We start from the raw sequence: 13,612 nt of genomic DNA, 5'->3' as shown, positions 1-13,612 counted from the left end.
CAGCTCGGGAACCAACTCGTCGATGATCGCCCGCGCCTCCGGGTCGTCGAGCAACTGCCCGAGCGTGGTCGTGTTCAGGTCGAACTTGCCAGCCATCGTGTGTTCCTCCATCGGCGGGGCGCGCACCGAAACGCGCGTGCTCTCAGCTTCCCAGCGCGGGAGGTCGGCGGCAACCGTCAGATCGCTGAGAGGGCACTCTCCTGCTGGTGCGCGACCAGTCCCGCATACGCGCCGCCCGCCGCGAGGAGCTGAGCGTGTGCGCCGCTTTCGACGATGCGTCCCGCCTCCACGACGTGAATGACGTCGGCGCCGACGATCGTCGAAATGCGGTGCGCGATCGTCAGGGTCGTGCGCCCCTGTGCCGCGGCATCCAACGCCTGCTGCACGGTCCGTTCCGAGACGGTGTCGAGCGCACTGGTTGCCTCATCCAGAAGCAGGACCGGTGGGTTCTTCAGCAATACCCGCGCGATCGCGATTCGCTGCTTCTCGCCTCCCGAAAGGCGATAGCCCCGCTCACCCACGATCGTGTCGTAGCCGTCAGGGAAGGACTCGATGACGTGATGAATATGCGCGCCGCGGCATGCTTCCTCGATCTCGTCGGAAGAGGCATCCGGCTTCGCGTACAGCAGGTTCTCGCGGATCGACGCGTGGAAGAGGTAGGTCTCTTGCGAGACGATTCCGACGCTGTCAAGCAGGGACTCACGGCGGAGGTCTCGAACATCGGCGCCGGCAAACAGCACGGCACCCGATGATGCCTCATACATCCGCGGCGCGAGGTAGAGGATCGTCGTCTTGCCCGCGCCGCTGGAGCCGACAAAGGCGATGTGCTGACCGGGTTCGGCAACGAAGGAGACATCATGCAGGGTCGCCGCATCCTCTCCCGCGCCGGGGTAGCGGAATGAGACGTCACGGAACTCGACGCGGCCGACCGGCCCCGGCGCCACGCCGACGTCGATCGCATCCGGTGCGTCGACGATCGCGGGCTTGAGGTCGAGGTACTCGAAGATGCGGGCGAACAACGCCATCGAGGTCTGAACGTCGAGCGCGACCCGCATGAGCGCCATGAGCGGGAAGAGCAGGCGCCCCTGCACGGCGGTGAACGCCACGATCGCGCCGGCTGTGATGTCGACACCGCCCGTGATGAACACACCCGCGAGAAGGTAGATGACCGCCGGGACTGCCGACATGATGACACCCACGACCGCGAAGAAGCCCTGCCCGCTCATCGCCTGCCGAATCTGCAGAGAGACCTGACGCGAGGTCTCGTCGGCGTAGCGACCGGTCTCGTAGTCCGCGCGATTGAACGAGCTCGTCAGCATGATGCCCGAGACCGAGAGCGACTCCTGGGTCATGGCGGTGAGCGTCGACAGTGATTCCTGGGCCTGCGCCGCGATGCGAGCACGCACCTGGCCGACGCGGCGCTGAATGACCACGAGCACCGGCAGCATGACGACTGCCACGAGCGTCAGCCGCCAGTCGATGATGATCATCGCCACGAGCGACGCGATGACGGTGACGCTGTTGCCGAGGATCGAGGTGAACGTGTTGGTCAAGACGCTCGCAACCCCGCCCACGTCATTTTGAAGCCGGGACTGGATGACGCCCGTCTTCGTGCGCGTGAAGAAGGCAAGTTCCATCGACTGCAGGTGCTGGAAGAGCCGGACTCGCAGGTCGCCGGTGACGCGGTTTCCCACCGACGAGGTCAGCCATGTCTGGAGGACGTTCAGCCCTGCAGACAGCACGAACAGCCCGATCATGAGTGCGACGAGCTCGATCAGCAGCGGGATGTCAGGTCCGCCGGATGCCGGGAACAACGCGAGGTCGAAGACCTGCTCGACCAGGAGCGCCGGGATGACGCCGAGGGCAGCACTCAGGATGACCAGAACCGCAGTGATGCTCAGGCGCCCACGGTACGGCGAGAACAGCGCGACGATGCGCCGGCCGAGGTGCGGGATGTGTGGCGCCTCCGCGTTGCGCTCCCGCTGCGTCCGTTCATCGGCCCCGCGAGTGAGACCCCCGCCGAAACCCCCGCGCATCATGCTCATCCGCGCTCTCCCGTCCGGCGCTTTCCATGTCTTAGTACATGGAAAGCGTACCCGCCTGGAGCACCGCGAGGGTCGGGACGAAGACGGCGCCTCGATAGACTCCGTCCTATGCTCCGTCGCACCCGACGACCGGTGACCATTGCAGCGATCATCGCTGCGTCAGCGGGATTGATCTCGTGCACCGCCGCGCCACCCGGTCCGCCCACTGATGTGCCACCCACGATCGCGGCCATCATGGACCAGCCCACCTACGAGGGCGGCCGCTGGGGGATGTCGGTGATCGACATCGACAGCGGCGAGACCCTCATCGCCGTCAACCCCGACGAGCAGTTCCTCACCGGGTCCACGGCGAAGATCCTCTCTGTCACCGCAGCCCTCGACCTGCTCGGCGCGGACGCGACGTTCACGACCCCGGTCGTCGCCGTCGGCGAGGTCTCGAACGGCACTCTCGAGGGAGATCTCATTCTGCGCGGCTCGGGGGACCTCACCCTCGGCGGTCGAACGATGCCCGACGGCACCCTCGATGTCCCGATCTTCGACCACTACGACGCGAACGTCCTCCCGGGGCTGGCGACGCTCACTCCCGAAGATCCGCTGACCGGCCTCGATGATCTCGCACAGCAGGTCGCCGCATCCGGAATCCACACGGTGGGCGGGGACGTCCTCGTCGACGACAGGCTCTGGGATCCCGTCGTCCTAGACGGAGTACCGATTTCACCGATCGTGGTCAACGACAACCTGGTGGACATCGTCATCACCTCCGGCGCGGCGGTCGGCGACCCCACGACCGCGAGCTGGCGGCCGCAGAGCTCGGCGTACACCGTCGAGAATCTGGTGAGCACAGCGGATGCCGACAGCGGGTTCGACGTCACGATCACCGAGCACGGCGGCATCCTCACCGTCACCGGAACGATCCCTCTGGGCGCCGAACCGGTGGTGCAGACCTATCAGGTCCCTGATCCGGCAGCGTGGGCCCGCACCCTGTTCATCGAGGCGCTCGAGCGCGCGGGCGTCACCGTCACGGCGGACCCGCGGACGCCGAGCTCGAGCGAGCTGCCGCCGGTCGCGGACCTCGACGGCGCGATCCCGCTCGCCACGTTCACCTCCCCGCCGTTCTCGGAGACCGCCCGGCTGATCAACAAGGTCAGCCACAACCTCGGCGCCAATCAACTGCCGCTGCTGCTGGCGGCGCAGGCGGGTGAGCGAACCCTCGACGCCGGGCTGGCGAGACAGATGAGCGTGCTCGAAGCGGCGGGACTCGGGCCCGACGACGTCGTGATCACCGATGGTCAAGGGCTGCCGGGGAACCGCATCACTCCGGCAGCGATGACCTCCTACCTGGTGTCGTTGACGGACGCCCCGTACTTCGAGACCTTCCTCGAATCCACACCGATCCTCGGGGTGGACGGGTCCCTGGCAACCGTGCTGCCCGACGGTGACCCCGCGATCGGTTCTGCCCACGCGAAGACCGGCACGCTCGTCGGTCCGGGAACCGACACCCCCTACGTGCTCGAGACGAAGGCGCTCGCCGGATTTCTGGATGCCGCATCCGGCCGGCGTCTCGCCTTCGCGGTGTTCGTCAATGACGTACCGATCACCGAGGTGCAAGCGGTCATCCAGGCCAACACCGATCTGGGCGCGATCGCGTCTCAACTGTTCCAGTTGTACTGAAAGCTCACGCCAGCTCGACGTCGCGCCCCGGCGTCGTACGGCCGCCGATCTCGACCTCCCGGCCCAGGTTTCGGCGGTGCGTGACGAGCCTCGACCCTGCTCCCTGCTCGATCTGCAGATCTCGGCCAAGTGCGGCGGTCAGCCGGATTGCTGCTGACCCGGTCGCCTCGTCGGTGCGGATCCCGAGGCCCGGCGCGAACATCCGCGTGCGCACCCTTCCCGCTTCTTCGTCGAGCCACGCCCAGACGTAGTGCATGCCCTCGGTGTAGGCATCCGGATCGACGGCATCGACCTCACCAGGGGAGTCGAGTCGTTCGAGTTCGAACTCAGGGGCCCAATCGACGTCGGCACTGATCCACGTGAGGTCGCCGTCGGCACGGACCCGGGCCGAGCCCGCCGGCACGACGACATGCCGGATGTCGTCGCCTGCCGCGCGCAGCCAGGCTGCCAACCCCACCGTGGGATGCCCGGCAAAGCGCAGCTCCTGCTTCGGGGTGAAGATCCGCGCCCGAACAGTGCGCCCGTCCACCTCGTCGATGAACACCGTCTCGCTGAATCCGAGGTCAGCGGCGATGTCTTGCTCATGCCCGCGAGTGGCGGTCGACGCCCACACGATTCCGAGCGGATTGCCGTGCTCGCCGGTTTCATCGACGAAGACGTTCACGACAGTTGCCAGGATGCCCATGACTGGCCAGTCTTGCACGGGATGCAGCGGGCGGTCAGCCCCGTCGGCCGCCACAGTGAGGGTCTTTGGTCCCTGCAGCCGACGGCCGGATCCGGCGCACAGTTGAGGGGCCCGGACATTCCGACACGATGAAGAAGGGGACCTCGTGTCCAAGCTGCTGGTTATCCGCGCCCACCCTCTGACCTCAGAGAACTCGAAGTCGATGCGACTACACGACCCAGTTCCTCAACATGGACAAGATCGTGATCGCGAACCCGCTGTGGAACCTCCAGGTACCCACCCGGCTGAAGGCGTGGATCGACTGCATCTGTGTGGCGGGCAAGACCTTCCGCTACAACGAACAGGGCGAGGCGGTCGGCCTCGTGCACGGCAAGAAGGCGCTGCACATCCAGGCCGCCGGCGGAGTGTTCAACTCCCAGGATCCCGCGAGCCAGTACCTGCGCACGATGCTCGGATTCATCGGCATCGACGACTACACGGAGATCGCCGCCGAGGGCATGGACCACGACCCGGCCCGCTCGGATGAGATCATGGCCGCGGCGTTCGCGAAGGTCGAGGAAGCTGCCGCGACCTTCTGAGGTGATCACGCTCACTCCGACGGGGGGCCGGTTCTCCCGGACGCCGTGACGTGGTTCATGGCGCCCCAGGATCGGCACGCTCGGGCACTCTGAGGCACGGTTTACGCGACCGAAACACGAGCGTGTGCACAATGGATGTGCAGCGTAAGCCGTTGCGGGCGCACTGGGCCACAAGATCCCGGGGCGTGTGGAGATGTCGTTCGCTCCACGTCCCCTCTCGCGGTGTGGTGCGGCGACTCATCCCTTCCTGTTCATCGGTATGGAAGTGAGAGAGTCATGTCACTCAAAGTCGCGGTCGTTGTCGGCAATCCGAAGCCGGCCTCGCGAACCCGCAAGATCGCCGAACTTCTGCTCGAGAAGCTTCTCGACCCCGGAACGTTCGAGGCGCAGGTGATCGACCTGGCCGACTACACCACAGAGATCTTCGCGTGGCCGTCGGAGACCATGGGGGCGCTGAACGCGGCAGTCGCTGAAAGCGACCTCGCGATCTTTGCGTCGCCGACCTACAAGGCCACCTACACCGGACTGCTCAAGGCCTTTCTCGACCGGTATCCCGCAAATGGGCTCGCCGGGGTCACGGCAATCCCGCTCCACACCGGCGCGGATTTCACTCACGCGATGGGGCCGACCTTCACTCTGTCTCCCCTCCTGGTGGAGCTCGGAGCAACAGTGCCCGGACGCGGCTTCTACCTGGCCCTCAGCCAGATGGAGCGCGTGGACGACGTCCTGGACGCGGCAGTGGCGGAGTACGCCGGCAATATCCGACGAGTGGCCTCGCTGGCCGGCGCCCTCCGCGCCGACATCCCGGCTTCCTGAACCGACGGCGAAAGAGAAAGCAAACCATGTCGCAGCTCGCCACACCTGAAGTGCCGTTCTCTCCCCGCCAGTTCCGGGACACCCTCGGCCACTACGCATCCGGAATCACGATCGTGTCGGGGATCGACAACGGCGAACCGATCGGATTCACCTGCCAGTCGTTCTTCTCGGTATCTATCGACCCGCCGCTGATCTCGTTCAGCGTCATGAAGACCTCGACGACCTACCCCCGGATCGCTGCTACCGGCAGGTTCGCGGTGAATGTCCTCGCGCACGATCAGCACACCATCGCCAACCAGTTCGCCCGTAGCGGCACCGACAAGTGGGCGGGGGTTTCGTGGACACCTGCCGCCTCGGGGAACCCGATCATCGCCGACACCCTGATGTGGGTGGACTGCGAGGCATGGGCCGAGCACGAAGCGGGTGATCACCTCATCGTCATCGGGTCGGTCGTGGGAATGAGCCCGGCGGAGTGGCATCGCGAGGAGCCGCTGCTCTACTTCAAGGGCTCCTACCGGCACCTTCGCGACCTCGACCAGCTCGCCGGCTGAGCACGTCTGAACGCGGGATGTTTGCAGGGTCGTAAAGAAAGCTCAATCTTGACGCCAATTGCGGCGGTAAGCACTGACATATCTCTTTAGCCTCGAGGCATGCCCTCTGCCCTGAGCGACCACACGCGCACGAAACGCGCCGTGTTCTTCGTCTCGGACAGCACGGGCATCACCTCCGAGACACTGGGCAACGCCCTGTTGGCGAACTTTCCCGGCTTCCGGTTCGAGCGCCACACGATTCCCTTTGTCGACACCGCCGATGCGGCAGCGACGGTGGTACAGACGATCGCTGCCGCGGATGCCGCGGGCCTGGCGCCCATCGTGTTCTCCACCATGAAGAACGCGACGGTCGGTCGGGTGCTCGACACCGCGCCGGCACCGCGCATCGACCTGCTCGGCGGACACCTGACCGATCTCGAGCGCACCCTCGGCACGACGGCATCCGAGCAACTCGGGCAGTTCCACACCGTGGGCGACACCGAGGCATATTTCGCACGGATGCGCGCGGTCGAGTACGCGATCGAGCACGACGACGGGCAGAGTTCGCGTGCGCTCGAGTTCGCCGACGTCATCATCATCGCGCCCTCGCGCTGCGGCAAGACCCCGACGACCATGTACCTGGCGCTGCAGTACGGCCTCTTGGTCGCGAACTACCCCCTCACCGACGATGATTTCCCGACCGACGGCCTGCCGCGCCTGGTGGCACCATACGCCGACCGCTGCTACGGGCTGACGACGACCCCGCTCCGCCTGAGCCAGGTACGCCACGAGCGGCGCCCGGACTCCCGCTACGCGAGCCTCGCGCAATGCACCCTCGAGCTGCGCCGGGCAGAGGAGCTCTACCGGCGCACCCGCGTCCCGTTCCTGAACTCCTCGACCAAGAGCGTCGAAGAGATGTCGGCGATCATCCTGCAGACCCTGAAGCTTCGCGCCTGACCATCCGTCACGCCCCGCCCTCACAAAGGAGCATCCATGAAGAACGTCCTCTGGTTCGACGAGATCGGTATGACCGACCTGCCCGCCGTCGGTGGCAAGAACGCCTCACTCGGTGAGATGGTCTCTCACCTGTCAGCGCTCGGCGTGCGGGTGCCCGGCGGGTTTGCCACGACCGCCGACGCCTACCGCCGCTTCCTGGCCCACGATGGCCTCGGCGACCAGATCGCAGCCCTCCTGCGGGACCTCGACACCGACGATGTCGCCGAGCTCACCCGCGTCGGCGGCGAGATCCGTTCCCGTATCGAGCAGCATCCCCTCCCGGAGGACCTCGAAAGCGACATCCGCGCCGCGTACGACCGGCTGCTGCACGAGGATGCCGAACCGGATGCCGTGACCTGGGCGGTTCGCTCCTCGGCGACCGCCGAGGACCTGCCCGATGCATCCTTCGCCGGGCAGCAAGAGACGTTCTTGAACATCGGAGGAATCGAGAACATCCTCACGGCGATCCGTCGGGTCTTCGCGTCGCTCTACAACGACCGCGCGATCGCCTACCGCGTCCACCAGGGCTTCGACCACACCGAGGTCGCACTGTCGGCAGGTGTGCAGCGCATGGTGCGCTCGGATGTCGGAGCCGCCGGTGTCATGTTCACCGTCGACACCGAGTCCGGGTTCGATCAGGCGGTCTTCCTCACGAGTTCGTACGGGCTGGGGGAAGCTGTCGTGCAGGGCGCCGTCAACCCCGACGAGTTCTACGTTTCGAAGCCGGCCCTGCGCGCCGGCCGCCCAGCCGTGTTGAAGCGCTCGGTCGGTGAGAAGGCGGTGGCGATGCGCTACACCGACAGTCGTGCCGCGGGCGCGAGCACGGCGTTCGTCGATGTTCCACTTGCTGATCGCGCCCGGTTCTCACTCACGGATGCCGAACTCGAGGAACTTGCCCGGCAGGCGCTTGTCATCGAAGAGCATTACGGCCGGGCGATGGACATCGAATGGGGCAAGGACGGCGTCGACGGTCGCCTCTACATCCTGCAGGCGCGTCCCGAGACTGTCGTGTCCCGCGCATCGGCGAACGTCATCCGCCGGTTCCGGCTTCACGAACGCGGCACCGTACTGGCCGCGGGGCGCGCCATCGGCCAACGCATCGGCTCGGGACCCGTCCGTGTCCTGAGCGACCTGGCCGAGATGGACTCGTTCCGTCCCGGAGATGTTCTGGTCGCCGACATGACCGACCCCGACTGGGAGCCCATCATGAAGCGGGCGGCCGCGATCGTCACCAATCGCGGAGGACGCACCTGTCACGCCGCGATCATCGCGCGCGAGCTCGGCATTCCCGCCGTCGTCGGCGCGGGGGACGCCACTCGCATCCTGGGCGACGGACAGGATGTCACGGTCTCGTGCGCCGAGGGCGACACCGGGTTCGTCTACGAAGGCCCGCTGGAGTTCGCCGAGGAGGAGACGCACCTCGACCGGATGCCGGAACTGCCCGTCAAGATCATGATGAACGTCGGCACGCCCGACCAGGCGTTCTCGTTCTCGCGTCTTCCCCACCGCGGGGTCGGGCTCGCGAGGCTCGAGTTCATCATCAACCGGCAGATCGGCATCCATCCCCGCGCCCTGCTCGAGGCTGACACGCTGGATACCGAGCTGAAGGCCCAGATCGACGAGCGCGTCGCCGCCTACCCGTCGCCGCGTGACTTCTTCGTGCAGCGTGTCGCGGAGGGGATCTCGATGATCGCTGCAGCGTTCGCGCCCGAACCGGTGATCGTTCGGATGAGCGACTTCAAATCGAATGAGTACGCCAACCTCATCGGCGGCGAGCGCTACGAGCCGCACGAGGAGAACCCGATGCTCGGCTACCGCGGGGCATCCCGCTACATCTCCCCCGACTTCCGTGCCTGCTTCGACATGGAGTGCGAGGCGCTGCGGTACGTGCGCGACGAGATGGGCTTCACGAACGTCCAGGTCATGATCCCGTTCGTCCGCACCGTCGGTGAGGGCCACGCCGTCGTCGAGATGCTCGCCGAGAATGGCCTGCGTCGCGGCGTCAACGACCTCAAGGTCATCATGATGTGCGAGCTGCCGACCAACGCCCTGCTGGCCGACCAGTACCTGCAGTTCTTCGACGGCTTCTCGATCGGCTCGAACGACATGACCCAGCTGACGCTCGGTCTCGACCGCGACAGCGGTCTGGTCGCGAGCACGTTCGACGAACGCGACCCCGCGGTGCTGCAGCTGATGTCGATGGCGATCCAGGCCTGCCGAGCGCAGGGGAAGTACGTCGGCATCTGCGGCCAGGGCCCGAGCGATCATCCGGATCTTGCCGAATGGCTGCTCGCACAGGGCGTGGAGTCGATCTCACTGAACCCCGACACGGTCGTCGAGACCTGGACTCGGCTGGCAGCCGAGACACCGGTCGAGGTGGCAGCGACAAACGTCCCCGGGACGGCCTAGCGCGATAGCTCTCGTGAGCCAGGGATGCCGCCCCCGAGCATTCCCGGATCATCGGGATACCGGTGCGCAAGAATGCAACCATGCGTTCAGCATCGGCACGCGGCATTACCGCGTTCAGCATGTCGATCGTGCTGGCGAGCCTTGCCGCCTCGGTTGTCGGCTGCGCGTCCGCCGCGCCTGCCGACCCGGACACCATTGCCCAGCGGGCGACGGCGGTAGGGATGTCCCCCGACCTTATCTACGTGACAGCCGTTGACGGCTATGACCTCGCACCGCAGTCTGTCGGACTCACCGGGGGTGCCGGGATATCTGCATCCTGGTTCAACGGCCAGACGGGCGGCATACTGACCGTTCGCACCGACCGCGGGACGCTGACCCCGGAGACGTGCCCTGAGATGCCGCTCTGGGACACTCTGGATGCCGGAGTCGCCTGCAGCAACGAGGGCGATATCTGGCATCGGTTCTCGGACTCCGGCGAGGAGTACATGGTGGCCCGCGACGGTGTTCTGATTCTTGTCACGGGAACAAACCTCACCGATCCCTCGGACCTCGAGGCTGCCGCAGAGGCTGTGCGCCTGCCATCGGATGCCGAACTCGACCTTCTCTTCTCCGACCTCCCCGCAGGCCCCGCCCAGCCGATCGAGCGCGGAGACCTACCTGAGAACGGCGACGGCGCTCCTATCGATCCCACCGGCCCGGGCGGCTGACGGACCGCATTCGTCGGAACACATTCCGCCCGCCTCATGCGATGTCAAGCCTCCTTCGCCGGACGGTCAGGCGGTCTATGCTCCCCGCCGGAGGTGGACCATCATCATCGATTCCGACACCACAGCTCACCCGCGCACGCGATCGGGAGACATCCGGCATCCGACTCTGAGCGCACACACGAACGCCACGACGGAGCAGGTTCGCCGTGCCATCGCGTCGGCAGCCGAGATTGACAGATTTGGCACGGACGTGGGTCCAACTCTCGACTGGTGCGTGGAGGTCGGACAGTGGGCGCCGCGCGTCGGCGAAGGGCGGACTGCGGAGCTCTGGGAGCTTCTGGCCGCCACCGCTGCCGTCGACGTGGGTGCGGCGCGCGTGCTGGAGCCGCACCTTGACGCACTGACGATCCTCGCTCAGGCCGACAGGTCGGACCTCAGTGCACCCCATGACACCTGGGGCGTCTTCGCGGCTGAGAGCCCCGACTCCAGCCTGCTCGCCGAGAAATCAGGGGCGGGGTGGACCCTGCGAGGCACGAAACCCTGGTGCTCGCTCGCGTCGCGCCTCTCCCGGGCGCTCGTGACGGCAACACGGGATGACGGGCGGCGTGCCCTGTTCGCGGTCGACCTTCGCACGGATGGCGTTCGGGCCCATGGGGGCCCGTGGATGGCACGGGGGCTGGCGCAGATCGTCAGCGCACCGGTTGACTTCGACAATGCCCCGGCAGTGCCTGTCGGACCAGCTGGCTGGTATCTGGAGCGGCCGGGATTCGCGTGGGGCGGGATGTCGGTAGCGGCGTGCTGGTGGGGTGCTGCGGCCACCATCGCGCGACGGCTGCTGGCACCCGCACAGTCGGGAGCTGCCGACCAGCTCTCCCTCGTTCACCTCGGCCGAGTCGATGGAGCACTCTGGGCGGCGCGCGCCGTGCTCGCCGAGGCAGCCGAACTGGTGGACGACGGCCGATCAAGGCGGGTGGGCGAACGACTGCTGAGCGAACGCGTGCGCGCCATCGTGGCTGACGCCGCCGCTCTCACCCTCGCCGAATCCGCCGAGGCGCTCGGGCCGGCCCCCCTCACCCGTGACGAGGAGTTCGCCCGGTCGAGCGCCGATCTGCACCTCTACATCCAGCAGCATCACGGGCTTCGTGACGTGGCGCGCGTCGGTCGCGAGTCTGCTCGGCAGAGTGCCGCGTGGTGAGCTTCAGCCACCTCGACGAGGGCACCGCCGAGGAGCAGTGGGTTGACGACCCTCGCCTCAGCTCAGCGCCGCTGCTGGAATCCCCACCGGACGAGCTCATCGTGGTTGCCGCCCACCCCGACGATGAAACGCTCGGCGCCGGTGGACTCATGTGTCGCGTTGCGGCCCGGCGAGGTCGGGTGAGCGTCATCATCGCCACGGACGGTGAGGCGTCTCATCCAGGATCGAGAACGCACTCCCCCGATTCTCTCCGCGCACAACGGCGCCTCGAGGTCATCGAAGCACTCTCACTCCTGGCGCCGGCTGCGCGCGTGCAGTTCCTGTCGATCCCCGATGGCACGGTGGATGCGCACGCGAGCGCCGTCGAGCACGCCGTTGCAGCCGCCCTGGATGCGACGGATGCCGCGCCCACGCAGACGATGGTCCTCTCGCCCTGGTCGGGAGACGGTCATCGCGATCACCGGGCCGTCTCGGGCGCCGTGCGCAATGTCGCGTCACATCGCAGCGTGCGCCATCTGGGGTATCCGATCTGGATGTGGCACTGGGGTACCCCCGAGGATGTCCCCTGGTCGCAGGCGCTCGCTGTGCGGCTGACAGAGAACGAGCTGGCACGCAAGGTCGCCGCCCTGCGCGCTCACACGTCTCAGGTACAGGCTCTCTCGGGCGAGCCGGGTGACGAGGCCGTCGCGCCACCGAGATTCCTCGCCCACTTCAGCCGGGACCGCGAGGTCTTCCTGGACGAAGCGCCCGGTGCCGACGCAACCCTCACGTCGACGTTCTTCGAGGACTTCTACGCCCGCCACGATGACCCCTGGGGATTCGAAACGCGATGGTACGAGGAACGCAAACGCGCCGTGCTCCTTGCTGCCCTGCCGAACCGGCGCCTGGGCAGCGTTCTGGAGATCGGGTGCGCGACGGGCGTGCTAACTGCGCCGCTTGCCGCGCGATCCGACCGGGTCCTCGCCCTCGATGCATCAGAGCGCGCCGTCGATCGCGCCCGGCGCCGGCTGGCCTCGGCGGACCACGTCACGGTCTCACTCGCGCACGTGCCGACGCAGTGGCCGGATGGTGAGTTCGACACCGTCGTGCTCTCCGAGGTCGGCTACTACTTCGACTCGGACGATCTGGATACGCTCATCGATCGGATCGACGCTGCGCTCACCGACGACGGCATCGTCGTCGCGTGCCACTGGCGGCATCCGGTGGCGGAGTACCCCTCAACCGGCGATCGCGTACACCACACACTGCGACGAGTGCCGGGGTGGCGCAGGATCGCGCTCCACGAGGAGGACGACTTCGTACTCGAGGTCTTCGGCCGCGGTGCTGCCGAGTCGGTGGCTGCACGGGAGGGATTGGTGTGATCGGCCCCAGCATCCGTGCGCTTGCCGTGGTCATTCCCGTCCACAACGAAGAGCAGCTGCTGTCCCGATGCCTGCAATCCGTGGAAGTCGCCGTTTCGCGCGTCCGGGTGCCGGTTGCGGTGTACGTGGTGATCGACGCGAGCACCGATGGGTCGGCATCGGTGGCGCGGCGGCATCCGTTCCCCGTCGTCGAGATCGATGCGGGATCTGTCGGCGTTGCGCGCTCCGTGGGGGTCACCGCTGCGCTCAGAGGCCTCGCGCCCGCCGCGGACCGGCGGGTCTGGATCGCCAACACCGACGCGGACTCGGTGGTGCCGTCGAACTGGCTCACCCTTCAGCTTGGCCTCGCTCGCGAGGGTGCTGACATGGTCATCGGTACCGTGCGGCCAGACTTCGCCGACCTCACCCCGCAGCACCGGCAGCTGTGGCTCGACACGCATACGCCGGGCTGCCCGAACGGGCACGTTCACGGGGCAAACGGGCCTTGACCCTTGATCGTGGACACGGTGTCGGGTGGGTTATGCCGCTTCCGCGAGGGTAGCTGATCTCGCGGCTTCGTAGACGTTCTCGTAGGTGTTCGGGGTGATGTTGCCGATCGCGGAGTGGCGTCGGCGGGTGT

11 protein-coding genes and 1 pseudogene are annotated in these 13,612 nt (G+C 66.9%); 10 read left to right on the top strand and 2 right to left on the bottom strand.

Annotation, left to right across the window (positions count from 1 at the left end; all coding sequences use genetic code 11):
• Positions 1-176: 176 nt before the first annotated feature.
• Positions 177-2,036: an ABC transporter ATP-binding protein gene (locus tag Q1V87_RS01760; RefSeq protein WP_300590593.1), complete on the bottom strand. Its 1,860-nt coding sequence runs from the start codon at positions 2,034-2,036 to the stop codon at positions 177-179.
• Positions 2,037-2,153: 117 nt separating this feature from the next.
• Between Q1V87_RS01760 and dacB the strand changes: the two genes are divergently transcribed.
• On the top strand, positions 2,154-3,716 hold the full coding sequence (dacB, locus tag Q1V87_RS01755) for a D-alanyl-D-alanine carboxypeptidase/D-alanyl-D-alanine-endopeptidase (protein WP_300590592.1): 1,563 nt from the start codon (positions 2,154-2,156) through the stop codon (positions 3,714-3,716).
• A 4-nt stretch (positions 3,717-3,720) separates the two neighbouring features.
• Here the strand turns inward: dacB and Q1V87_RS01750 are convergent, their stop codons facing one another.
• Positions 3,721-4,455, bottom strand: a complete 735-nt coding sequence (locus Q1V87_RS01750) for a PhzF family phenazine biosynthesis protein (RefSeq protein WP_300590591.1) — start codon at positions 4,453-4,455, stop codon at positions 3,721-3,723.
• Positions 4,456-4,628: 173 nt separating this feature from the next.
• Here Q1V87_RS01750 and Q1V87_RS01745 point away from each other — a divergent pair.
• The 9 genes and pseudogenes from Q1V87_RS01745 to Q1V87_RS01705 form a co-directional block, all read left to right on the top strand.
• Positions 4,629-4,979, top strand: a pseudogene (locus Q1V87_RS01745) (NAD(P)H-dependent oxidoreductase); the annotation flags it as partial.
• A 276-nt stretch (positions 4,980-5,255) separates the two neighbouring features.
• Complete coding sequence (locus Q1V87_RS01740; protein WP_300590590.1) at positions 5,256-5,795, top strand: NAD(P)H-dependent oxidoreductase; 540 nt, start codon at positions 5,256-5,258, stop codon at positions 5,793-5,795.
• 26 nt (positions 5,796-5,821) lie between these two features.
• Positions 5,822-6,346: a flavin reductase family protein gene (locus Q1V87_RS01735; RefSeq protein ID WP_300590589.1), complete on the top strand. Its 525-nt coding sequence runs from the start codon at positions 5,822-5,824 to the stop codon at positions 6,344-6,346.
• Between the two features lie 99 nt (positions 6,347-6,445).
• Entirely contained in the window at positions 6,446-7,282 is an 837-nt protein-coding gene (locus Q1V87_RS01730) for a pyruvate, water dikinase regulatory protein (protein WP_300590588.1), read from the top strand.
• Between the two features lie 36 nt (positions 7,283-7,318).
• A complete protein-coding gene (ppsA, locus tag Q1V87_RS01725; protein ID WP_300590587.1) occupies positions 7,319-9,730 on the top strand; it encodes a phosphoenolpyruvate synthase in 2,412 nt (803 codons plus the stop codon).
• An 80-nt stretch (positions 9,731-9,810) separates the two neighbouring features.
• Positions 9,811-10,437, top strand: a complete 627-nt coding sequence (locus tag Q1V87_RS01720; RefSeq protein ID WP_300590586.1) for a hypothetical protein — start codon at positions 9,811-9,813, stop codon at positions 10,435-10,437.
• A 274-nt stretch (positions 10,438-10,711) separates the two neighbouring features.
• Positions 10,712-11,632, top strand: a complete 921-nt coding sequence (locus Q1V87_RS01715; RefSeq protein WP_300590585.1) for an acyl-CoA dehydrogenase — start codon at positions 10,712-10,714, stop codon at positions 11,630-11,632.
• Positions 11,629-12,993, top strand: a complete 1,365-nt coding sequence (locus Q1V87_RS01710) for a bifunctional PIG-L family deacetylase/class I SAM-dependent methyltransferase (RefSeq protein ID WP_300590584.1) — start codon at positions 11,629-11,631, stop codon at positions 12,991-12,993. The genes Q1V87_RS01715 and Q1V87_RS01710 overlap by 4 nt, the downstream gene beginning before the upstream one ends.
• Positions 12,990-13,481 (top strand): glycosyltransferase, encoded by a 492-nt coding sequence (locus Q1V87_RS01705; protein WP_300590583.1) that lies wholly within the window; start codon positions 12,990-12,992, stop codon positions 13,479-13,481. The genes Q1V87_RS01710 and Q1V87_RS01705 overlap by 4 nt, the downstream gene beginning before the upstream one ends.
• The last annotated feature ends 131 nt before the right edge of the window (positions 13,482-13,612 follow it).

Source organism: Microbacterium sp. (genome assembly GCF_030149085.1).
Classification (GTDB): Bacteria; Actinomycetota; Actinomycetes; order Actinomycetales; family Microbacteriaceae; genus Microbacterium.
This window is presented reverse-complemented; position numbering and strand designations above follow the sequence as displayed.